Genomic DNA, 21,391 nt, shown 5'->3' with positions numbered 1-21,391 from the left:
ATCAACATCTGATTGCTTCAACGCCAGTATCGCAGCAGGTCAGTGACGGTCAATCATTGCAATGACGATGCCGACGAATGCAAACGCGGTTGCAACCGCGCGGCCCGGATCCGGATACTCGTGCGAAGGCCCGAGGAGAGGAGCCACCCGTGCCGGGTGCCAGGCTGAGCCCGCAGGACCGTCTCGCGATCGCGACCGGTCTCGCCGAGGGGCTGGACTACGCCGCGATCGCCCGGCTGATCGCCCGCCCCACCTCCACGGTGACCCGGGAGATCGCCCGCAACGGCGGGCCCGGCCGCTACCGCGCGGAGACCGCCCAGCGCGCGACCGCCCGCCGGGCCCGACGCCGGCCCGGCCTCGCCCGACCGTCCGGGGGCACCCCGGCCGCACCGGACGGGCGCGACCCGGCGGCCGTCGACGACTACGCCGGCCGCTTCGCCGACCTCCTCGTCCACATGGGGCTGCCCCGCATGGTGGCCCGGGTGCTCAGCTGTCTGTACGTCACCGACAGCGGCAGCCTGAGCGCGGCCGACCTGGTGCGGCGCCTCGGTGTCAGCCCGGCCTCGGTGTCCAAGGCCGTGGGCTACCTCGCGGACCAGGGGCTGATCCGCCGCGAGCGGGACGGGCAGCACGGCCGCCGCGAGCAGTACACCATCAACGGCGACGTCTGGTACCGCTCGATGCTGGCCAGTGCCCAACGCAACGCCCTGCTCGCCGAGTTCGCCCGCACCGGCGCCGACCTGCTGGGCGCCAGCACCCCGGCCGGGCAGCGTCTCGACACGGCGGCGGACTTCCTCGCGGAGATCGGCACCGACCTCGTCCGCGCCGTGGAGCGCCGCCGCTCCGGCACCGGGCTGTCCTGAGGGGGGCGGACGCCGCCGTCCGCGTCTACCAGGACGGTCTCACGGACGGTCCCGGGACGGGGACGGGGACGGCGGGTAGTGGTCGGCGACGACGCGGGCCATGGCGCCGATGGGGTCCTCCGCGACGTCCTGTGCCGCGAAGAAGCAGTGGCCGCGGACCGTGCCGTAGTCCTGGTCCAGGGTGAGGTGGCGGGACAGTTCGGCCGGGTCCTGCCAGGCGGCGGGCTGGCCCGACGCGCCCGCCTTGTACAGGGCCTCGCCGAGGTAGAGGTCGACGCCGGTGCCCCTGGCCACCTCGTCCCACCAGGGCACCAGGAGCGCGTAGTCGGCGGGGGCGAAGCCGATGTTCCAGTAGAGCTGCGGGCAGATGTAGTCGATCCAGCCCTCGCGCACCCACGTCCGGGTGTCGGCGTGCAGGTCGTCGTAGGCCTCGATGCCCGCCGTGGTCGCCGAGCCCCGCTGGTCGGTCGCCCGGTTGCGCCACACCCCGAACGGGCTGATCCCGAACCGCACCCGGCCGTTGGCCTCCTTGATCCGGGCGCCCGTCTCCCGCACCAGGAGGTCGATGTTGTCGCGCCGCCACGCGGCGCGGTCGGGGAAGTCCGCCCCGTACCGGGCGTAGGCCGCGTCGTCGTCGAAGCGCTGCCCGGCGACCGGGTACGGGTAGAAGTAGTCGTCGAAGTGGACGCCGTCGACGTCGTAGCGGCGTACGGCGTCGAGCACGGCGTCCTGCACGAAGCTGCGGACCTCCGGCAGGCCCGGGTTGTAGTGGAGCCGCCCGCCGTAGCTCACCACCCAGTCGGGGTGGACCCGGGCGGGGTGCGTCGGGACGAGCCGCGAGGGGTCGTCGTGGGTCGCGATCCGGTACGGGTTGAACCAGGCGTGCAGTTCCAGGCCGCGCTGGTGCGCCTCCTGGACGGCGGTGCCCAGCGGGTCCCAGCCGGGGTCCTGGCCCTGCACCCCGGTGAGCCAGGCCGACCAGGGCTCGTACGGGGACGGCCACAGCGCGTCGGCGGTGGGGCGGACCTGGAGCAGTACCGCGTTCAGCCGCCGCTCCTGCGCCTGGTCGAGCAGGGTGAGGAGCTCGGCGCGCTGGGCCTCCGCGGTGAGGCCGGGCCGGGAGGGCCAGTCCCGGTTGGCCACCGTCGCCAGCCAGACACCGCGGAAGTCCCGCGCGCCGTCCCGCCGTTCAGCCGTCGCCCGCAGGGGCTTCTGCTGCGGCCCGCCCCGGCCTGCGGCGAGCGCCGGGCCGGCCGCGGCCAGCCCGCCGAGTGCCGCCGCCGTGCCCGCGACGAAGCCCCGCCTCGTGATTCGCCCCATGTCGCACCCCTCGTTCGCTTCCGCTTCCCGCAGCTCGCTTGCCGCAGCTCGGCTGCCGCGGCTCGCTGCCCGTCGGTCCGGCCGCCCTGACGAGGGACCGGTCCCTGCGTGCCAGGAGCAACGACCCGGGGAGCGGGTGGGTACGGGCATGTCGACCCGATGGCCGCATCACCCCGGCCCGGAACCGGAACCGGCTCCGGGCCCGGGGCCGGAGACGGAGACGGCGGCAGCGGAGTCGACGGCCGCCTGCACCGCCTCCAGCAGCTCGACCAGGCCCTGGGCCTGCTCCCATTCGGCGGCCGTGTACGTCCAGACGTAGCGGGCCCCCGGCGCCTCCGGCCGGCCGTGCGCGATCTCCACCGTCCGCTTCCCCTTCCGGTCCGGGCCGGTGACGCTCAGGTGCAGGTACCGGACGTGGAAGCGGATGGGGTCACTGCCGAAGATCTCCAGAATCCGACCGTCGAACGAGTAGAACCTGTTGCCGAACGTGGTCGTGATCTCGTCGTTCATGGGTGGACCCTACGTGCGGTGACCATTCGTCACCAGGCTTTCGTCACACCAGACTTCCGTCACCAGCGGGGCATTGGTGATTCGTTGGCGGAACGTTGGCAGCCGTGACGAGCATGAGGCTCCCGGTGCCGGCCCGTTTCGCCCCACCGGAACGGGCACGGTCCGGTTCCCCAAGACCGAACACCGAGGGCCCTCGCGGCCCCACCGGGCCTCCCCCTGGTCGGCGCCGTTCGCATTCCGTAAGGACGTCGCAGCACCTCACGGCACGTCCGGCGCGCTTCGATGGACGGGTGGATTCCAAGCCCTCCGGTGCCCGGCGCCGCCTCGACCGCCCGCTCCCTCCCCCGCCCGACTCCCTGCGACGCGGCCCCTTCCGCGACGGCACGTTCACCTCCGCGCTGCACGAGCCGCGCACGGCCGTCGTGCTCGGCCGGTGGCTCGGCGCGGCCCTGCTGGTCTGCTTCCTGACCGGCCTGACCAGCCACCTCCTCCAGGACCCGCCGCACTGGCTCGCACCGCACCTGCCCTCCCGGCCCGTGGACGGCTACCGGATCACCCAGGGACTGCACGTGATCAGCGGCATCGCCGCGATCCCGCTGACCGGCACGAAGCTGTGGACGGTCTACCCCCGGCTGTTCGACTGGCCGCCCGCCCGCAGCGTGCTGCACGCCCTGGAGCGGCTGGGCATCGCCGTCCTGGTGGCGGCCGTGCTGCTGGAGCTGTGCACCGGTCTCCTGAACACGCTCCAGTGGTACCCCTGGCCGTTCCCGTTCCGCCAGACCCACTTCTGGCTGGCCTGGCTCGCGATCGGCGGCCTGCTGGTCCACCTGGCCGTCAAGGCACCGCTCGTCGCCCGGCACTGGCGCGCCCGGGGTACCCCGGCGGTGGCCGGGCGCCGGGGGTTCCTGACCGCCGTGGGAGCGGCCGTCGGCGCGGTGACGCTCACCACCGCCGGGCAGACCGTGCCCTGGCTGCGCGCGGTGGACCTGCTGGCCCCGCGCCGCCCGGGCCAGGGGGCGGGCGGCCTGCCGGTCAACCGTACGGCCGCCCAGGCCGGGACGGTGACCGTACCCGCCGACTGGCGGCTGGTGGTCGACGGCCCCCGGCCGTTCCGGATCGGGCTCGCCGAGCTGCGCCGACTCCCCCAGCACGAGGCGGTGCTGCCGATCGCCTGCGTCGAGGGCTGGAGCGTGAGCGCCCGGTGGGGCGGGGTCCGGGTGGCGGACCTGCTGGCGCGGGCCGGGGCGCCGCCGGGAGCGGCCGTACGGGTCACCTCGCTGGAGGCCGAGGGGCCGTACCGGGTGTCCGAGCTGCCCGCCCCGTACGCCGCCGACCCGCTCACCCTGCTGGCGCTGCGGGTGGACGGCGAGGAGCTCAGCGCGGACCACGGCTTCCCCGCACGGATCATCGCGCCGAACCGGCCCGGCGTGCTGCAGACCAAGTGGGTGGCCCGGATCGAGGTGCTGGCATGACCGCGCTCGCGACCTGGCTGCGCGGGGCGGCCCTGGCGGCCGGGCTGACGCTGACCGGCGTCGGCCTGTACGGGCTGCTCGACGACGCCTACGTCACCGAGCCCGCAGGGGTGCTGTGGTGGGCCGTCGGCGCCCTGGTCCTGCACGACGGGCTGTGGCTGCCGCTGGCCTGCCTGACGGGCGCCGCCGTGGCGGCCGCACTCCGCGCAGCGGGCCCGGCCCTCCGCGCGCCAGGCCCGGTCCGCGGCTGGGTGCTGCGCGGCTGGCTGGTGGTGGCCGCCGCGCTGACCGCCGTCGGTCTGCCCGCCGTCCTGCGGGCGGGCCGCGACTCCGGCAACCCGACGGTGCTACCGCTGCCGTACCTGCGCAACTGGCTGCTCCTGCTGGCCGCCACCGCGCTGTGCGCGGCGCTGATCGCGCTCGCCCGACGGCGGCGACGGCACCGGCAGTTCCAGCGACGACACCAGCACCGGTCCGCCGGCTGAACTGCCCCCTCCGGCAGGCGACATGGACGCAGGACACCTTGTGTCCTACAGTGAACGAGGTGTCACCCGGTTGCGGCACGCCCGTAGGAACACCCGCAGGCACAACCACAGGCACGCCAGCCGCACCTGACCGCACCCGACCGTACGCGACACCACCGCGTCACGTCACCGAGGAGAGCCACGGCCATGACCGACACCTTCGAGGCCGGCAAGTCCGAACTGGTGGAACTCGCCCACCACCGGATGCAGACCGCGATACCCGACAACGACTGGACGGTGCGCCAGAAGCTCGCGCTCACCTGCCGCATCCTGTTCGACGCCGGGCACGACTCCGGCCTCGCCGGGCAGATCACCGCCCGCGCCGAACGCCCCGGCACCTACTACACCCAGCGGCTGGGCCTCGGCTTCGACGAGATCACCGAGGACAACCTGCTGCTCGTCGACGAGGACCTCACCGTCCTGGAGGGCGACGGCATGGCCAACCCGGCCAACCGCTTCCACAGTTGGGTCTACCGTGCCCGACCCGACGTCAACTGCATCATCCACACCCACCCGCTGCACATCTCCGCGCTGTCCATGCTGGAGACCCCGCTCGTGGTCTCGCACATGGACATGTGCCCGCTGTACGACGACTGCGCGTTCCTGGAGACCTGGCCCGGCATCCCGGTCGGCAACGAGGAGGGCGAGATCATCTCCGCGGCCCTCGGCGACAAGCGCGCCCTGCTGCTCGCCCACCACGGCCAGTTGGTCGCCACGGGTACGGTCGAGGAGGCCTGCACCCTCGCCCTGCTCTTCGAGCGGGCCGCCAAGCTCCAGCTGCTGGCGAGCGCGGCCGGGAAGATCCAGGAGATCCCCGGCCTGCTCGCCCAGGAGGCCCACGACTGGATCTCCACCCCCAAGCGCGGCCAGGCGAACTTCGCCTACTACGCCCGCCGCGCCCTGCGCGCCGGCCACGGCGACGCCCTCACCACCCCGACCGCCGCACCCGCTACACCCGCCGCACCCGCCGCACCCGCCCGGAAGGAGTCCTGACATGGCGACCACCCTGGAAGGGATCATCGCGTACCCGGTGACCCCGTTCTCCCGCACCGACGGCGGCCTCGACCTCGACGGGCTCACGGCACTGATCGACCGTCTGGTCGTCTCCGGCTGCCACGCCGTCGCCCCGCTCGGCTCCACCGGCGAGAGCGCCTACCTGGACGACCCGGAGTGGTACGCCGTCGCCGAGGCCTCCGTCTCCGCCGTCGCGGGCCGCGTCCCCACCGTCGTCGGCATCGCCGACCTCACCACCCGCAGCGCCGTGCGCCGCGCCCGCTTCGCCGAACAGGCCGGCGCGGACGTGGTGATGCTCCTCCCGCTCTCCTACTGGACGCTCGACGAAGAGGCGATCACCCGGCACTACACCGCCGTCGCCGACGCCGTCGGCATCCCGATCATGATCTACAACAACCCCAGGACGGCCGGGGTCGACCTCCCGCCGGAGCTCATCCACCGGCTGGTCCGGGACGTCGACAACATCACCATGGTCAAGGAGAGCAGCGGCGACATCCAGCGGATGCACCGCCTCACCCAACTCTCCGACGGCGCAATGCCGTTCTACAACGGCTCCAACCCGCTCGCGCTGGCGGCCTTCGCGGCCGGCGCCAGCGGCTGGTGCACGGCTGCGCCCTGCCTGATCCCCGAACTCCCGCTGGAGCTGTACCGGGCGGTGCGCACGGGCGATCTGGACGCGGCCCGCGAGGTGTACTACCGCCAGCTGCCCGTCCTGCAGTTCCTGATGCGCGGCGGGCTGCCGACCACGGTCAAGGCGGGCCTCTCCCTGCTCGGCCTGGACGTCGGCGAGCCCCGGCCGCCGCTGCTGCCGCTGGCGGAGGAGCGCCGGGCGGAGCTGGCCCGGCTGCTGGCGGACGCCACCGGCTGAACCCCCGCCGGGGAACAGGGGAACCGGGCAACAGCGGCACTCAGGGCAGGCTGAGGCACTCAGGGCAGGCTGGGGACCCGGTCCACGGTGCCGTCCTGCTCGTCGTGGATGACCACGAGGATGTGGGCCGGCTCCGGACCGGTGCTCCGGCAGCGGTGCGGCACCGCCGAGTTGAAGTACACGCTGTCCCCCGGTCCCAGCTCCACCGTCCGCTCGGGGAACTCCAGCTCCACCGCGCCCGCGTGGACGAAGAAGAACTCCTCCCCCGGGTGCGACTTGAACGGGGAACCGGTGGCGTCGGTCGGCGGGTACATCACGAACGGCACCATCCGCTTGCCGCTGAGGCCGGTCGCGATGCCCTCGTAGTGCGGGGCGCCGGGGCCGGCCCCGCCCGCGATCGGGGTCCGCTCCCCGGCGCGGACCACGGTCACCAGCTCCGGCTCGACCTCGTCCGAGAACAGCCGGCCGACGTCGACCCCGAGGGCGCGGGCCAGCTTGAGGGCGGTCGAGATCGACGGGTCGCTGAGGCCGCGCTCGACCTTGGAGAGGTAGCTCTTGGTGACGCCGACCTGCTCGGCCAGCGCCTCCAGGCTCAGCCGGTTCTGCTGCCTCAGCACCCGCAACCTGCTGCTCATGCGCCGCGCCACCCCTCACCTGCGGAACCGTCCGGGCCATCATCCCACCACGGACCCCGGCGCCCGGCCCCGGCGGTGCGTCACCCGGTCACGTCACCCGGTCACGTCACGCGGTCGGGGCTACGAGAGGACACTCCAACCCTGCCCCGCCGCAGCGCCGTTCGGCGCCGCGGTGGTCACCGTCGTGCCCGCCGCCCCGCCGCCCGCGTCGAGCGCGAGCCCGGTGGCCACGTTGGTGACGGTGAGCACCCCGGTCGCGGTGTTCCGGACGACCCGCCACTCCTGCCACGGGTTGCCCGGCGAGTAGTTCAGCAGGTAGGCGCTGCCTCCCGGCGAGGTGCCCGCCGCCAGGACGGTGTGGACGTGGGTGGCGGTGTCGCAGTTATCGCTGATCCGCACGGTGCCGTCCGGGTTGCCGGTGAAGATCCACTGCTCCGACGTGTGGGTGGGCCACCAGGTGTTGACGTCGGCGGCCGCGCCCAGCGGCGCGCTGCACGTGCCCGCGACCTCCAGCACCGGGCCGCCGGAGCCGCCCGTGCCCAGGGCGTGGTACTTGCCGTCGTCCACGACCGTCGCCGGGCCGGTCGCGGCCTGCGGGGTGAGCCGGTACATCGCGACGCCGTGCGCGGGCACCCAGGTGCCGCCGACCGCGGCGCTGCCGGTCACGGTGCCGGTCGCGCCGGACCACAGCTCCTTGTAGCCGAACCCGCCGGTCAGCCCCAGCGAGGCGAGGTCCGTGCCGATCGTGTGCGCGGCGGCCGGGTCCTGGTTGACCAGCAGGACGGCGGTGCTCCCGTCGGCCAGTTGCCGCTTGAGCACCACCGGCGCCGTGCTGCTCGTGGGCGCGGCGCCGACCAGGGTGGCGGGCTGGGCCAGCGCGTCCTGGTCGACGGCGACCACGTCCCGGTTCTCCAGGACCGCCAGGCTCGACGCGCCGATCCCGGTGGACCAGGTGTGGCCGCCGTCGGTGTGCTGCGACTGGGCGGCGGTCCGCAGGTCGGCCCCGGAGATCAGCGGGGCGGCGAGCATCGCGAGCACGGAGGTCTCGGTGCGCGACTCGTCGTCGGTGAACGGCTTGTGGCAGGTGCAGGTGTCGGTGGTGCCGTAGAGGCCGTAGACGTCGTTCCAGCCGGTGTACATCATGTCGAGGTCGTTCCAGCTGCCCGGGCGCACGTTCCCGGGGTAGCGCAGGGCCGTCTGAAGCTGCCCGTTCCACAGCACGCCGTCGAGCTCGCTGTCCCGGTCCCCGCCGATCCGGCACAGGTTGGCCACCTGGCCGCACCAGACGCCCGTCGGGGCGTAGCCGGGCGCGCTGAACGGCGCCGTCCCCGCCGCCCGGACGACCGGGTCGGTGCGGGCCGGGTCCGCCGGGTCGAGGAGGTAGGGCACGCCGGTGTGGGCGGGCTGGGCGGAGACGCTGAGGGTGACCTTCGGGCGGCCCTGGGCGGCGGAGGCGGCGTCGAGGGCCCGCTGGAAGGTCTGGACGCGGGCGTAGACGGAGCGGGTGAGCTCCTTGCCCTCGCCCTGGGTCGCGTAGTCGTGGCCGTCCGGGCCGGTGATCTGCGGCCCGTACGGGCAGTCGTCGTACTTGACGTAGTCGACCCCCCAGGAGACGAAGTCGCCCGCGTCGGTGGCCTCGTGGCCGAGGCTGCCGGGGTGCATCTGGCAGGTCTCGTAGGTGTCCGTGGCGTAGAGCCCGAACTTCATGCCCTTGCTGTGGGCGTACTGGGCCAGGTACTGGATGCCGTTGACGGTCCGGCCGTCGACGGTCTGCGAGGGGAAGTGGTCGGGGCGCGGGACGAGGTGGCCGGAGGTGGGGTCGTTGCCGGTGCCGTCCGTCCCGGCGACCGGGTTCCCGGCGGTGTCGTACAGCTGCATCGAGCCGTACGGCGTCCGGACGAAGTCGGCGCTCTGGCCGTCGCGGTGCCAGAGCGACCAGCCGTCGTCGACCGTGACGGTGTTGTAGCCGGCCGCCACCAGGCCGTTGGCGGCCATGAAGTCGATGGTCTGGACGACCTGTTGCTCGGTGACCTCGGTGCCGAGGGAGTTCCAGGAGTTCCAACCCATCGGCGGGGTGAGGGCGTTGCCGTTGCCGAGCGCGGCGGCCGGGGTGGCCGCTCCGAGGGTGAGGGCCCCGAGGCCGGTCACGGCGAGGGCCGAGGCGAGCAGGGGTGCCGCGAGGCGGCGTGGGAGAAGGCGCACGTGCGCTCCTGTGGGGGTGGTGGGGGTGCGTGGGGGGTGACACTCGGTCGGAATCGGGGGGACTGGCAGCCGCCCGTGCGCTTTCCGTTGACGGCTTCCGATGCGACATGTGAAATAACACATGTCACCGATCACATGGGTCAAGGCTTTTGCCGCGATTTTGAACGTTCAAATGCTCAGGTCCCCGTCAAGGAGCCCGCATGCCCCCCGCGCCCCGTGCCCGCGCCACCGCACTGCCGTCCGGCCTCGCCCTCCTCGCCGCCCTCACCGTCCTCGGCGCCCAGGTCACCACCGCGACCCCGGCCCGGGCCGCCCAGGACACCCTGGTGGACGGCGGCGGCTACGTCCTCGGGGCGGCCCCGGGCGGCGGGTGCCTCGGGCCGAGGTTCGCCGAGGCCCGGCCCGGCACCCCGGCCGTCCGGGCCGCCTGTGAGGGCCTGTTGAGCCAGCGCTGGCAGCTGCGCCGGACCGGCGCCCCGCCCCCGGGAGCGACCGCGACCCCCGCCGGCTACCTCCTGGTCAACGCCGCGACCGGGCAGTGCCTGGTCGTCACCGGCCCCGCGCACCAACGGGCCCGCACCGCCGTGACCGAGGACTGCGGCAGCCACCCCGACCACGAACGGTTCGCCGTCTCCCCGGCCCCCGGCGGCGGCCACACCCTGACCGCCCTCGACGACGGCCAGTGCCTCACCGCGCCGCACGCCACGCCCGCCGACCACCCCGGCCGAACCGACCACTCCGACCGGGCCGACCTGCCGGTGCTGGCCCGCCGCTGCGACTCCGCCCCCGACCAGCGCTGGACCCTCACCCGCACCGAGCCGCTGGTCCTCGACAACCCCGGCTTCGAACAGGGCACCACCGGCTGGACGTTCACCGATCACACCGGCGTCGCCACCAACAACCCGCACTACGGCGGCCGCCTCGCCTACCTCGACGCGGGCCCCGACCACCGGGTGAGCCGGCAGCTCACCGCCGTCACCGCCGGGACGTACGACCTGTCCGCCTGGATCGCCACCGGCGCGGCCGGGGGCAGCTTCTCGGTGGCCGTCAACGGCACCGTCGTACGGTCCCTGACCCTGCCCGAACAACCCGTGTACGCCAGGTACACCCTCCCCCGCGTCACGGTCGCGCCCGGCGACCGGATCACCCTCGCCATCGGCTCCGCCCCGTCCGGCTGGATCAACGTCGACGACGCGTCCGTGGCCCCCGCCGCCCCGAACGACCCGCGGATCAGCTCCTCCGACCCCGAGCTGGTGGCCCTGTTCGACTGGGCGAAGACCAAGGCCAACGGCTGGGTCCAACAGGCCGGCGCCCCCGGTGTGCTGAACATGGACGAGAACAACACCGGCGGCACCTCCACCGGCACCTACGACACCACCTACTGGGCCGGCTACCCCTTCCGCTCCGCCTTCTACAGCCGCGACTTCGCCCACCAGCTGGTCGGCGCCCACCTGCTCGGCCTGGACGCCCAGAACAAGACCATGCTGCGCGCCTTCGCCGCCTCCGCCACCGACCTCAACGGCGACTACCCGGTCTGGGCGCTCAACTTCGACGCCAGGACCAACGCCGCCATCGACTACCACGGCCCCACCAGCTTCGTCCGCGAGCTGCCCGCCCCCTTCGAACTGGTCCAGAAGACCGGCGAGGCCTACCAGTGGACCGGCGACCGCGACTACGCCGACGACCCGCTCCTCACCGACTACGTCCGCACCACCCTCGGCAGCTTCATCACCCGGCACCCCGGGCCGATCGACGACCACGGCGTCCCGATCCCCCAGGCCACCAGCGGCAGCATCTTCGCCGGCACCGCCGGCTACGCCGAGAACGCCACCACCGCCTACGCCGAGGCCGGCGACGCCCTCGCCTCCCAGTACCAGGCCTACCTCGCCGCCGCCACCCTCGCCGCCGCCCGCGGCGACACCACCGGCGCGGCCGGGTACCGGCAGGCCGCCGACACCCTGCGGACCTACGTCAACACCACCTGGAGCACCGACCCGGACCACCCCGCCGAACTCGTCCACGGCTACGACACCCAGGGCCGCCCGGTCAGCGGCTGGGGCTACGAGACCAGCGTGCTGATGCCGATGAAGAAGCTCCTCGCCCCCGGCCCCCGTCTCGACGACTACCTCCGGTACATCGACACCCAGGAGTCGGGCCCCCAGGCCTCCGTCAACGCCGAGGCCCTCACCTACCTGCCCGACACCTACTTCGCCAACCACGACGGCGCCACCGCCTGGAAGTGGATGCGGCAGATCTACCGCGGTGTCGACCGGACCCACGCCAGCGGCCGGATGCTCAACGGCGACTACCCCGAGCTCCCCTTCACCCTGCTCGCCCAGACCGTCCAGGGCCTCCTCGGCGTCCAACCCGACGCTGCGGCCCACGCCCTGACCACCACCTCCCAGCTGCCCGCCGACATCGGCTGGGTCCAGGTCGCCGACATCCCCGTCGGCTCCGGCACCGTCACCCTCCGCCACGACGGGCAGCGCAGCAGCACCCTCACCGACACCGGCCCCGACCGCCTCACCTGGGAAGCCCGCTTCCCCGGCGCCCACACCACCCTCACCGTCGACGGCCACCCGCAGCCGACCCGCACCACGACGGTCGACGGCCGGACGTACACCACCGCCACCGTCACCCTCGCCCCGGGCCGCACGGCCACGGTCTCGGTCGGCGACTGACCGACTGACCGACTGACCGGCACGCGCTGACCCGGCGGCAGCGGCGAGCGGCCGCAGGCGCCGAGGGGCCCGGCAGCGGCGTGGGTGACGCCGCTGCCGGGCCCCTTCACGCCCGCGTCGCTACGCCGACTTGGCCGTGGCCCGGACGCCGAAGTGGACGTACCGGCTCCCGTCGGCCAGGGCGTAGAACACCACCGGTATCCACGCGTCCTTCTCGTTCCGACGCCCCGCGAAGACGGTCTTCGCCGGGGCGTCCGACACCGCCGTCAGCTGCCACACCAGCGGGTCGAAGGTTCCCGCGAGGCCGTCGGCGCCCTCGTACGTCAGGGTCAGCACGCCCTCGGCGTCGCCCTCGCCGCGGCCCTCACCTCCGCTCTCGGCGATCGTCATCAGGAAGCCCTCGCGGCGGTACCTGCCGACGAACCCCCCGAGCTCGACCACCGGCGGCCGGGCCGGCGGCTCGAAGCCGGGCATCGTCACGTCCGCGAGCTCCGCCGACAGTTCCCGGCACAGCGCCTCGAACACCTTGGGCGCCGCTCCCCCGCCGTTCGTCAGCAGCACCACCGCGACGCCCTTCTCCGGCATCGCCCGCAGGTACGCCAGCTGCCCGAAGGTGCTGCCGTCGTGCCCGAACCCCCGGACGCCGTCCCATTCGAAGAGCCCCCAGCCGAGCCCCCAGTGCGCGCCGAGGAACCACTGGTCGGGCATCTCGACCTCGCGGTTCAGCATCGCCCCGACCACGGCCTCCGGCAGCACCCGCGTCCCGTCCGGCGCGGCGCCGCCGTCCACGAACAGCCGCGCGAACCGGGCGACATCGGCCGCCGTCGCGCAGATCCCGCCGTACGGGCCGGCCGACCGCGGCATCATGTTCCACAGCGGCGTGGGCACCGGCTCCTCGCCCGGGTCGCCCATGTGCCCCATCGCGGCGCGGAAGCGCAGCACCTCCTCCGGCAGGGTCATGGTGTGCTCCAACCCGAGCGGGCCGGTGAGCAGTTCCTTCAACGCCTCGTCCCACGTGCCGCCGGTCACGACCTCGACGATCCGGCCGAGGACGTTGTACGCGGTGCTGGAGTACGACACGGTCGCGCCGGGCGGGTTGGTCAGTCCGACCGTACGGGCGCCCTCGACGTAGCGGGCCAGGCAGTCGTCCCCGCGGCCGGTGTCGCTGACGAAGTCGCCCTCGATGCCGCTGGTGTGGTTGAGGAGTTGACGTGGCGTGATGGTGCGGGTGGCCTCGGTGTCGGCGATGGCGAACTCCGGCAGGACGTCCACGACCGGCGCGTCGAGGTCGAGCTTTCCGGCCTCCGCGAGCAGCACCACCATCGCGGCCGTGTAGCCCTTGCTGACGGAGCCGATCTGGAACACGGAGTCCGCGGTCACGGCCACGCCGGTCTCCGAGTGCAGGATGCCGGAGGCCAGTTCGTGGATCTCACCGCCGGCCAGCACGGCCAGGGTGGCGCCGTGGATGCGGTGGGCGGCGAGGAGTCCGTCGAGCCGGGCCTGCCAGCGGGCGGTGTCGAAGGCCGGTGCCTCCCCGGTCGCTTCACGGCTCAGCTTCTCCGGCATGTGCTCTCCCTCGCGGTCACGACGATGCATGGGCGGTCCGTGGACGGTTCAGCGGCGGCGGACCCGGCGCGTGCGGACAGTCCGGTACGACTGGCCGTCAACTTCTCCATGGCAGGCGGGATTCCGGGCCCCCAGCCCGCATGCTCCGCCGCCGCCGATCATGACACTAGCGCGCCCACGACCATTTTCAAACATCGTTTGAAATCGGATGGCCGCCACCGGCCCCCGCGCCGCGCACTGTCGGACCCCACGTCTAGGCTGACGGCCGGGCAAGGGATCAAGGAGCGGCACTGTGCGGATCGAACGTCACCAGGTGGACGGAGCGGCGGTCTCGGCGGCCCGCGAGGGCTTCACCGACCGGATCGGACGGATGGTCCGCTCGTACGCGCGCGCCGATCTGATGACCGCCACCGAATGGCGGCTGATCGCCGACGAGTTCCTCGACCACCTCGGCGCGCTCTCCGCCGACTCCCCCGCCCTCGACACCCCGGAGGCCCGGGCCGTCCTCAAGGACGCCGCCGAGGCCGCCGCCGGCGCCATCGCCTTCGCCGCGTACTACGCGTACGACGGCTTCCAGGTGTTCCTCGACTACCCGAACTTCGGGATGAGCTACGACCCGGAGGAGGCGGACGGGAGCGTACGGCGCAGCCTCGTCCTCCCCCGGTACTGGCTCGACGCGCTCTGCCTCGCGATCCTCTCCGACCGGTTCACCCGGCACGGCGAGGCCTTCGCCCTCACCTGGCAGGCCATGCCCGCCGGCGGCGGCTACTCCGCCGCCCAGCTCGTCAACGGCTTCATGGCCCACCTCCTGGGCCGTACCCGCGACGAGGACGCGACCGGCGGCGAGCCGACTGACAGCAAGCCGACCGAAGCCGCGACCGCCGAACAGCGGCTCGCCGCCATCGACGCCGCACTGGCCCGGATCGAGGACCGGGACAGCGAGGCCACCCAGGCCCTCCGCACCCTGCGCGCCCTCGCGGCGGAGGACCGCGCGGCCTTCGACTCCGGGTTGCTCGCCCTCCTCGACCGCGCCGACGGCACCAGCCCCCGCAGCCTCCTCCCGCTGCTCCCGCTCGCCCTCGCCGCGCTCGCCCACCGGGCCCACGGCTGGCTCCCCGCCGTCGACACCGACTACCTCCCGCATGCCCTGGTCACCGGCTTCGCCGGCCCCGGCCCCCGGGTCGCCGGTCTCGGCCGCGACCGGCGCCCCGACGCCGTCGCCCGGCTCGCCGCAGGCCCCGTCCGCATCGACCGGCCGAGCCCGGCCCTCCCCCTCCACCCCGACAGCGAGGCCCTGTACGAGCGGCGCACCCGGGAAGCGATCGACCCCGGGCCCGAGGACCGCCACACCGTCGCCCTGCTCGCCCGCGCCCTGGGCAAGCAGGTGCTCCTCCTCCGGGCCCGCGCCTCGCAGTCCGCCGACGTCACCGACACCCAGCTCGCCGGTCTGCGCCTGGCCTCCCAACTGGGCGCCGCGCTGTTCCGCATCGCCCTCGCCGAGCCCGGCACCGAGGCCGAGGTGACCATCGGCGGCCGCACGGTCCGCTACCCGGCCACCCGGGACGAGGACACCGGCCCCGGCCACTGGCAGCTCGCCCTCGACCTCGCCCTGATCACGGGCGTCCGCGAGGACCTCGCCCCGGTCGTCCTCGCCGGCCCCACCCACTCCACCACCGACCGCTCCGCGTACGCCTGCTACCGCGTCGCCCTGCACGACTACTTCCGGGGCGTCGACCCGCTCCCGGCCACCGAACGGGCCCTGCGCGAGGCCGAGCGGACGAAGGAGTGGGGCTTCCCCGGCCCGCCGGTGGTCCTCTTCTCCCAGCTCGTGGAGGGCGACGAGACGAGCTTCAACCTGGCGCTGATCGACGCCCTCGAAGCCCACCGCGACCACCACTCGGTCGCCGACCGCGCCACCGACGCCGAGGCCGCGATCAGCCTCGACGTCCTCGCCCTCGCCTGCCACGCCCGGCGCCGGGGCTGGGCCGTCCACGTCGAGTCCCCGTACCTCCCGGCCCGCCTGCTCGCCTGAGGTAGGTCCCTCCTCGCAGCCGGGGACGCGAGGAGGGGGCCGCGGGCGCTCAGTCCGTCCCGGGCTCCTGGAACGCCGTCACCGCCGCGCCGTGCTCATGACCCCACCGGGTGAGCACGGCGATCGGCTCGACCAGCGTCCGGCCCAGGTCCGTCAGCGCGTACTCGACCTTCCCGGCCCCGGCGTGACGGCCGACCAGGCCGTGCCCCTGCAACCGTCGCAGCGTCTGGGTCAGCACCTTCCGCGAGACCCCGCCGATCGACTCGGCCAACTCGCCGTGTCGGCACGGCCTCCGGCTCAACGCGAACAGCACGACCACGGCCCACTTGTCGGCGATGACCTCGACCGCCAACCGGGCCGGGCAGTCGGCGAGGAAGTCGCTCCCGGGGTACTCACGCATGGTGCGACGGTAGTCCAGCGCCGGGAACCCGGAGGTAACCGCCGCCTCACTAGCGTCCATGACGTCCATCACGGAAGCTACCGAGCTGGGGGAACCCGCATGGGAACGGAATCCGCATGGCCGGGCGGGCGGAAGGTCGCCGCGCTGGTCACCGTCGCGCTGGAGCTGTGGTCACCGGGGCACTGGCCCGCCTACGCGCCGATGGCCGCGGCGTGGCCGCTGCCCGGCGTCGACGACACCCACAGCGCCTCCTGGGTGGACTACGGCGTCACCACCGGTATCCGGCGGCTGTTGACCGTCCTCGGTGACCTGCCCGCCACCGTCGGCGTGAACGGGCTGGTGGCCGAGCGGCACCCCGGGACCGTCCTGGCCGTGCACGAGGCGGGCCACGAGATCGCCGCGCACTCCTGGGCCCAGGACGTGGTGCCCGCACTGCTCGACGTCGACGCCGAGCGGGCCAACATCCGTCGCTGCACGGACGCCCTCCGCCAGGTCACCGGGGTGCGTCCGACGGGCTGGTTGAGCCCGCGCGCCACCGGTTCGCGGGACACCGACGGCCTCCTCGCCGAGGCCGGCTACCGCTGGACCGGCGACCACTGCGACCACGAACTCCCGCAGGTCCTGTCCACCGCCCACGGTCCCCTGGTCTCCCTCATGCACGGCGACCACTCCGACGTCCGGGACACCGCGGCCGGCCCGTACGCCTACCGCGACCTGCACCGCGCGCTGTTGGACGAGTTGCTCGCCGCTCCCGGCCCGGGCGTCTTCCGGCTCACCGTCCACGCCCATGTCGCGGGCCGGCCGCTCCTCGCGGGCATGGTCGGCCAGATCCTCGACCACCTCCGGGAGTCCGGCGACGTCTGGGTCGCCACCCACGCCCAGCTGGCCGAGCACGTCCTGGCGCAGCGGGGAGGAACGCCGTGACCCACGTCCTCGTCGTCGGCGGCACCGGCGCCATGGGAAGCCACCTGGTCCGGCACCTGCTGGCCACCACCGACGCCACCGTCACCGTCCCCACCCGCCACCCGGAGTCCGCCCACGCCACCGCTCTCGCCGCCACCGCCCCCGGCCGCGTGCGGCTGGTCCGCTCCGACCCGGCGGCCCTCGACGTCCTGATCGGGCAGGCCGACCGCGTGTTCGCCAACACGGACTTCTTCGCGACGGGCAGCGCCGTGGGTGAGTACCGGCAAGGGCTGCACCTGCTGACCGCCGCGGCGCGGGCCGGGGTGGAACGCTTCATCTGGTCCTCCTTGGACAGTGCGGTGTCCCTGACCGGCCGTCCCGTCCCGCACTTCGACAGCAAGGCGGCCGTCGCCGCCCACATCCAGCTGATGCGGTCGGAGGAGATGCTCCGCCAGGAGAGCGACGGCTGGTACACCGAGCACGTCTCGATCCTGACCACCGCGCCGTACTTCGAGAACCTGCGGGACCGGCTCACCCCCCGACCGGACGGCCGGGGCGGCCTGACCTTCCGGCTCCCCCTCGGCTCCGCCCGCTATCCGCTCGTCGCCCTCGACGACATCGCCCGGTTCGCCTGCCGCATGTTCGACGACTGGCAGTCCTGGGGTGCCCGCGACCTCGCGGTCATCGGCGACAGCCTCACCGGCGACGAGATCGCCGCCACCTTCACCCGGGTCACGGGCACCCCCAGCACGTACGTCCCGATGCCGCACGAGGAACTGCGCGCCGCCCGACCCGTCTTCGGCCACGACTACGCGGCGATGTTCCGGTTCTTCGCCGACCGCGACCTCTACACGCGGGACCGGGACATCGACCTCCTACGCCGCCTGGACCCCGCCCTGATGACCTTCGAGGACTGGCTCCACCACACCGGCTGGACCGGACCGCCACCCACCGGCTGACGCCCGCCCGAAGGCCCGGCCGCCTGGCCGGCCGACGACCGTCCCGCGACGGCTCGATGGCCGTACGGAGCGCTCCCGCCCACCCCCGTGGGACGGGAACGCTCCGTACGGCCACCCGGCCACCGGACACCCGCAGGCCGGACAGGGCCGTCGTGCCCCCGGCTAGCTCCAGCCCGTGTCACGGCTCCGGCGGTGTCCGCCGCGGCTGTCGACCGTGCTGAACATGCCCCGACCCCCTGTTGGTCCGGCGGGTCACCCCCGCTGCGGTGACGATTATAATCGCCAGAAGCCGAAAACCGCACCTCCCGTACGGCACTGACCGGCGAACAGAGTCGCCGACCGGCCCGTCGGTGCGTCAACTGGCCGGTCGGCCGGAGAGCTTGGGCGACGGGGCGCCTTCGGTGGCTACGCCGTCCCGTCCGCGCCGAGCCGGCGGTAGGCGGCGGCCACGGCCAGCATCCAGGCGATCTCCTCGCGCGGGGTGCGGCCGCCGGTGGTCGCGGCGAGGGCCGCCGGCGGGGTGGGGGCGGGCAGCTCGCGGGCCCGGTGGCGGACGGCGGCGCGCAGCCAGCGGGCCTCGACCCGGGCGAGGTCCTCGCAGGCGGCGGGCGTCGGGACGCACTCGGCGGCCCGGGTGTCCCCGCAGGCGGGATCGCACCCGGAGCCCTGGGTGTCCTCGCGCAGCACCAGGGCGGCGTCCCGGATGGCGAAGGCCCGGTGGGCGAGTTCGACCGAGCGGTCCCGGACGGTCAGCACGTCCCGCAGCCGGCTGCTCGGGGTGCCCAGCACCACCTGGGGGACGGCGGCCACCACGTCCGCCCAGAGCGGGTGCAGCCGCCACAGCGCGTACTGGTCGCGCAGGTAGCCGACCACCGTCCGGGCCGGCGGGATGGTGACGCCGAGGACGAGCAGCACCAGCATCAGGGCGGGCAGCACCTCGCTCGCCGTGTCCTGGAGCGGGATCGGCTTCCCGGCGGCGTCGAAGCGGGTGGAGTCGCCCTTGGCGAGGGTGAACCAGTACCGGTAGAGCGTGTACAGCAGGCCGGTCGCTCCGGCGGCCGCCAGGCAGGTGATCCCCACCCGCAGCGCCCCGCGCGGAACGGCCGCCCGGTTGGACCAGAACAGCACCATCGCCCGTGCGCTGGCCAGTGCGAAGGCGGTGTTGAAGACGCACAGGTAGGCCTTCACCCACGGGTCCCCGAAGTGGGCGTCGATGCCGAAGGCGCCGTCGGCGTCGTGCGGGAGGGCGAAGACGAACAGCAGGCTCAGCACGATGCTCGCGGCCAGCGCCGACAGCAGCCGGGCGCGGGCGGCCCGGGGCCGCTCCGGGCGGTGGCGCACCTCCTGGACGTACTCCAGCAGGAAGTACACCGCGGCGATGCCGACCAGGTGCTTGAGCAGCTGGGTGACGTCCCGGATGCCGGTGAGCTCGCCCAGGGCCCGCTCGACGAAGGCCGGACGGCAGCTGAGCCCGAGGGCGATCGCCGTGAAGGCCGCCCACAGCGCCCGGTTCGCCCGGGTGGTGAAGGCCGTCGGGGCCCGCCAGAGCACGACGCCCCAGATCAGTGAGGGCATCAGCCAGGTGAACAGCGGGCGCATCAGGACTTCCTCCACCGGGGTTGGCGTATCGGGTGCAGCAGGCTCTCGGCCAGCCGGTCGGAGACCGGGCTCGGGTCGGTGGTGGAGCCGACCAGGTCGGCGAGCAGCAGGGCGATCATCTCCGCCTCCTGCTCCTCGGCCGTGTGGTAGCTGGTGCGGCCCGCGCCCATCAGCTGGGCGATCAGTTCGGGCGTCAGGTCCGGCAGCAGCGCGGTGAGCCGGGAGAGTTCGAGGGTGCCGGTGTGGCCGCACAGGACGTGGCCGAGCTCGTGCAGCTTGATCAGGTCCTGGTGGGCGGGGCTGGTGCGTTCCTCGTAGTAGACGACGTCGACGCTGGGCAGCGCGATCCACAGCCCGCAGGGCAGGTCGGGGCCGAGGGCGGGCAGCGGCTCCATGACGATGCGGCGTCCCCGCTCGCGCTCCAGGGCGGCGCGGAAGCCCTCGACGGTGAACGGGGCGGGCAGGCTCAGGCCGGAGAGCCGCTGCTCGCAGCGTCGGCGCAGGCCGCGGGGGAAGGCCAAGGCGGGGGTGTTCCTTCGGAGCGAGGGGCGGGAGCCGGTCGGGGGACGGTGGTGCGTGGTGCGGTGCTCCCGCTCATCCGGCGCCGGTCGGACCCGCCTCCTGACCTGCCACGCCCCTGCCGACGACGCCCTGACCGCTCGCGCCCTGACCGCTCGCGCCCTGACCGCTCGCGCCCTGTCCGCTCGCGTCCTGTTCGAGCTTGCGGAGGTTGTCGGCGAGCGAGAGCAGCACCCGCAGACTGCCGTCGGACAGCGCGGAGGCCCGCTTGACCAGGTTGACCACCCCGTCGTTGCCCAGCGCCTGCCGCAACTCGGCGATCCGCTCCAGCTGGTCGAGCTGTTCGTCCACCACGGCGGCCTTGGCGTCGTCCAGGAAGTAGCTCGCGCCGGCGCCGATGCCGAAGCCCCGGCCCAGCCAGTCGAGCGTGTCCACGGTGGGGTTGCAGGCCTGGCCCTTCTGGTTCAGGCCGAGGTGGAGGTTGCGCACGGTGTCACGGGAGATGACGTCCCGCCCCGCCAGGCGGTTGATCCGGTCGGCGAGTTCGCGGTAGGCGGGGGGCCGGCCGCCCGATCTGGTCGCCTCCCGGGCCATCAGCCGGTCCAGCCGACGGGCGATGGCCGAGGCGCGCTCCCCCGGCTGCTCCGGCCCGCCCGTCCCGTCACCAGCTGCTGACTTCACCATGTGCGTCCCCCTCCACGACCCTGTCACGATACCGTCGGTGTTCGACCGGTCGGTAGCGCGGACCGGCCCGGTGGGCTGGCGCGCGGGGGCGGCGCTTCCGTGACGGGCCCGGGTGCAGGAGGGCGGGCGCCGCTCCGGCGGCCGCTCAGCGGCCCGGGTGGTGGACGAAACGGTAGGTGTCGCGGTCGAGTTCGGTGACCTGCACGCCGATCGCGGTCGGTACGGCGAGGTGGGAGCGCAGCACGTCGAGTACCCGGGCGGTCAGTTCGGCGCGCTGCGCGGCGGTCCGGCCGGCCAGGATCTTCACCTCCACCAGCACCACGGCCTCACCGCTCGCGCCGTCACCGACGGTGTGGTGCGGGGCCGGGCGGAACAGGGTCTTGCACTCCGCCACCGTGGTGTCGATCACCTCGGTGACCGTCTTGTGCAGTTCGGCGGCCAGGGCGTCCCGGTCGAGGGCGAGTTCGGCCGAGTGGTCGACCAGGAGCTGCGGCACGGGATCCTCCGGAGGGGGTACGGGCGGGCAGCGCCGACCCTATCGTCCGGGCCCCGCGCGGCGGTCGGCGGGAACGGCGGTGAGCGGCAACGGCACCAGGCAGCATCGGCAAGGGCAAGGGGCGGGAACGGCAGCGGGCCCCGG

At 73.9% G+C, this 21,391-nt stretch carries 19 protein-coding genes; 9 read left to right on the top strand and 10 right to left on the bottom strand.

Annotated features, from left to right (window positions below):
* Positions 1 to 149: 149 nt before the first annotated feature.
* A complete protein-coding gene (locus ACFY2K_RS06880; RefSeq protein WP_380592164.1) occupies positions 150 to 863 on the top strand; it encodes a MarR family transcriptional regulator in 714 nt (237 codons plus the stop codon).
* Between the two features lie 39 nt (positions 864 to 902).
* Here the strand turns inward: ACFY2K_RS06880 and ACFY2K_RS06875 are convergent, their stop codons facing one another.
* Both ACFY2K_RS06875 and ACFY2K_RS06870 read right to left on the bottom strand, forming a co-directional pair.
* Positions 903 to 2,183 (bottom strand): glycoside hydrolase family 10 protein, encoded by a 1,281-nt coding sequence (locus ACFY2K_RS06875; RefSeq protein ID WP_387709994.1) that lies wholly within the window; start codon positions 2,181 to 2,183, stop codon positions 903 to 905.
* A 168-nt stretch (positions 2,184 to 2,351) separates the two neighbouring features.
* Positions 2,352 to 2,693, bottom strand: coding sequence for a hypothetical protein (locus ACFY2K_RS06870; RefSeq protein ID WP_387709992.1), 342 nt, complete (start codon positions 2,691 to 2,693; stop codon positions 2,352 to 2,354).
* A gap of 356 nt (positions 2,694 to 3,049) precedes the next feature.
* On the opposite strand from ACFY2K_RS06870, the gene ACFY2K_RS06865 reads away from it, so the two are divergent.
* The 4 genes from ACFY2K_RS06865 (at position 3,050) to ACFY2K_RS06850 (ending at position 6,571) form a co-directional block, all read left to right on the top strand.
* Positions 3,050 to 4,165, top strand: a complete 1,116-nt coding sequence (locus ACFY2K_RS06865; protein WP_387710193.1) for a molybdopterin-dependent oxidoreductase — start codon at positions 3,050 to 3,052, stop codon at positions 4,163 to 4,165.
* On the top strand, positions 4,162 to 4,650 hold the full coding sequence (locus ACFY2K_RS06860; protein ID WP_387709990.1) for a hypothetical protein: 489 nt from the start codon (positions 4,162 to 4,164) through the stop codon (positions 4,648 to 4,650). Before ACFY2K_RS06865 ends, ACFY2K_RS06860 begins: the two co-directional genes overlap by 4 nt.
* Before the next feature lie 186 nt (positions 4,651 to 4,836).
* Positions 4,837 to 5,682 (top strand): aldolase, encoded by an 846-nt coding sequence (locus ACFY2K_RS06855; protein ID WP_387709988.1) that lies wholly within the window; start codon positions 4,837 to 4,839, stop codon positions 5,680 to 5,682.
* 1 nt (position 5,683) lies between these two features.
* The gene (locus ACFY2K_RS06850) at positions 5,684 to 6,571 is read left to right on the top strand and encodes a dihydrodipicolinate synthase family protein (RefSeq protein WP_380528688.1); all 888 of its coding nucleotides are present in this window, start codon (positions 5,684 to 5,686) and stop codon (positions 6,569 to 6,571) included.
* A 59-nt stretch (positions 6,572 to 6,630) separates the two neighbouring features.
* Here ACFY2K_RS06850 and ACFY2K_RS06845 read toward each other — a convergent pair whose 3' ends face one another.
* The gene (locus ACFY2K_RS06845) at positions 6,631 to 7,206 is read right to left on the bottom strand and encodes a helix-turn-helix domain-containing protein (RefSeq protein WP_380643199.1); all 576 of its coding nucleotides are present in this window, start codon (positions 7,204 to 7,206) and stop codon (positions 6,631 to 6,633) included.
* A gap of 120 nt (positions 7,207 to 7,326) precedes the next feature.
* A complete protein-coding gene (locus ACFY2K_RS06840) occupies positions 7,327 to 9,408 on the bottom strand; it encodes an alpha-galactosidase (protein ID WP_387709986.1) in 2,082 nt (693 codons plus the stop codon).
* A 200-nt stretch (positions 9,409 to 9,608) separates the two neighbouring features.
* On the opposite strand from ACFY2K_RS06840, the gene ACFY2K_RS06835 reads away from it, so the two are divergent.
* Entirely contained in the window at positions 9,609 to 12,089 is a 2,481-nt protein-coding gene (locus ACFY2K_RS06835) for an RICIN domain-containing protein (protein WP_387709984.1), read from the top strand.
* A gap of 120 nt (positions 12,090 to 12,209) precedes the next feature.
* On the opposite strand, the gene ACFY2K_RS06830 is transcribed toward ACFY2K_RS06835, so the two are convergent.
* Complete coding sequence (locus ACFY2K_RS06830; RefSeq protein ID WP_387709982.1) at positions 12,210 to 13,655, bottom strand: serine hydrolase domain-containing protein; 1,446 nt, start codon at positions 13,653 to 13,655, stop codon at positions 12,210 to 12,212.
* A gap of 292 nt (positions 13,656 to 13,947) precedes the next feature.
* Here ACFY2K_RS06830 and ACFY2K_RS06825 point away from each other — a divergent pair, with 292 nt between their 5' ends.
* On the top strand, positions 13,948 to 15,687 hold the full coding sequence (locus ACFY2K_RS06825) for an Imm49 family immunity protein (RefSeq protein WP_387709980.1): 1,740 nt from the start codon (positions 13,948 to 13,950) through the stop codon (positions 15,685 to 15,687).
* Between the two features lie 49 nt (positions 15,688 to 15,736).
* Here ACFY2K_RS06825 and ACFY2K_RS06820 read toward each other — a convergent pair whose 3' ends face one another.
* The gene (locus ACFY2K_RS06820) at positions 15,737 to 16,087 is read right to left on the bottom strand and encodes a winged helix-turn-helix transcriptional regulator (protein WP_380528677.1); all 351 of its coding nucleotides are present in this window, start codon (positions 16,085 to 16,087) and stop codon (positions 15,737 to 15,739) included.
* A gap of 99 nt (positions 16,088 to 16,186) precedes the next feature.
* Between ACFY2K_RS06820 and ACFY2K_RS06815 the strand changes: the two genes are divergently transcribed.
* Together ACFY2K_RS06815 and ACFY2K_RS06810 are read left to right on the top strand one after the other, a co-directional pair.
* On the top strand, positions 16,187 to 17,011 hold the full coding sequence (locus tag ACFY2K_RS06815; protein WP_380592147.1) for a polysaccharide deacetylase family protein: 825 nt from the start codon (positions 16,187 to 16,189) through the stop codon (positions 17,009 to 17,011).
* Positions 17,008 to 17,949: an NmrA family NAD(P)-binding protein gene (locus tag ACFY2K_RS06810; RefSeq protein ID WP_387709978.1), complete on the top strand. Its 942-nt coding sequence runs from the start codon at positions 17,008 to 17,010 to the stop codon at positions 17,947 to 17,949. The genes ACFY2K_RS06815 and ACFY2K_RS06810 overlap by 4 nt, the downstream gene beginning before the upstream one ends.
* 405 nt (positions 17,950 to 18,354) lie before the next feature.
* On the opposite strand, the gene ACFY2K_RS06805 is transcribed toward ACFY2K_RS06810, so the two are convergent.
* From ACFY2K_RS06805 to ACFY2K_RS06790, 4 genes are all read right to left on the bottom strand, one after another.
* Positions 18,355 to 19,548, bottom strand: coding sequence for an MAB_1171c family putative transporter (locus tag ACFY2K_RS06805; RefSeq protein ID WP_380592143.1), 1,194 nt, complete (start codon positions 19,546 to 19,548; stop codon positions 18,355 to 18,357).
* Positions 19,548 to 20,069 carry a hypothetical protein gene (locus tag ACFY2K_RS06800; RefSeq protein WP_380592141.1) on the bottom strand — a complete coding sequence of 174 codons (522 nt, stop codon included), beginning with the start codon at positions 20,067 to 20,069 and terminating at the stop codon, positions 19,548 to 19,550. Before ACFY2K_RS06800 ends, ACFY2K_RS06805 begins: the two co-directional genes overlap by 1 nt.
* Before the next feature lie 73 nt (positions 20,070 to 20,142).
* The gene (locus tag ACFY2K_RS06795; protein WP_387709976.1) at positions 20,143 to 20,751 is read right to left on the bottom strand and encodes a hypothetical protein; all 609 of its coding nucleotides are present in this window, start codon (positions 20,749 to 20,751) and stop codon (positions 20,143 to 20,145) included.
* A 145-nt stretch (positions 20,752 to 20,896) separates the two neighbouring features.
* Complete coding sequence (locus ACFY2K_RS06790; protein WP_380528666.1) at positions 20,897 to 21,247, bottom strand: 5-carboxymethyl-2-hydroxymuconate Delta-isomerase; 351 nt, start codon at positions 21,245 to 21,247, stop codon at positions 20,897 to 20,899.
* Positions 21,248 to 21,391: the final 144 nt, after the last annotated feature.

The sequence above is a fragment of the Kitasatospora sp. NPDC001309 genome (assembly GCF_042896295.1).
In the GTDB taxonomy this organism is placed as follows: Bacteria; Actinomycetota; Actinomycetes; order Streptomycetales; family Streptomycetaceae; genus Kitasatospora.
Note: the sequence above shows the minus strand (reverse complement) of the source record. Positions and strands in the feature narration are given on the sequence as shown.

Coding starts and splice junctions, on each gene's coding strand:
- ACFY2K_RS06875 (WP_387709994.1), bottom strand. CDS start 2,183: ATGGGGCGAATCACGAGGCGGGGCTTCGTCGCGGGCACGGCGGCGGCA.
- ACFY2K_RS06870 (WP_387709992.1), bottom strand. CDS start 2,693: ATGAACGACGAGATCACGACCACGTTCGGCAACAGGTTCTACTCGTTC.
- ACFY2K_RS06860 (WP_387709990.1), top strand. CDS start 4,162: ATGACCGCGCTCGCGACCTGGCTGCGCGGGGCGGCCCTGGCGGCCGGG.
- ACFY2K_RS06855 (WP_387709988.1), top strand. CDS start 4,837: ATGACCGACACCTTCGAGGCCGGCAAGTCCGAACTGGTGGAACTCGCC.
- ACFY2K_RS06850 (WP_380528688.1), top strand. CDS start 5,684: ATGGCGACCACCCTGGAAGGGATCATCGCGTACCCGGTGACCCCGTTC.
- ACFY2K_RS06845 (WP_380643199.1), bottom strand. CDS start 7,206: ATGAGCAGCAGGTTGCGGGTGCTGAGGCAGCAGAACCGGCTGAGCCTG.
- ACFY2K_RS06835 (WP_387709984.1), top strand. CDS start 9,609: ATGCCCCCCGCGCCCCGTGCCCGCGCCACCGCACTGCCGTCCGGCCTC.
- ACFY2K_RS06830 (WP_387709982.1), bottom strand. CDS start 13,655: ATGCCGGAGAAGCTGAGCCGTGAAGCGACCGGGGAGGCACCGGCCTTC.
- ACFY2K_RS06820 (WP_380528677.1), bottom strand. CDS start 16,087: ATGCGTGAGTACCCCGGGAGCGACTTCCTCGCCGACTGCCCGGCCCGG.
- ACFY2K_RS06815 (WP_380592147.1), top strand. CDS start 16,187: ATGGGAACGGAATCCGCATGGCCGGGCGGGCGGAAGGTCGCCGCGCTG.
- ACFY2K_RS06805 (WP_380592143.1), bottom strand. CDS start 19,548: ATGCGCCCGCTGTTCACCTGGCTGATGCCCTCACTGATCTGGGGCGTC.
- ACFY2K_RS06795 (WP_387709976.1), bottom strand. CDS start 20,751: ATGGTGAAGTCAGCAGCTGGTGACGGGACGGGCGGGCCGGAGCAGCCG.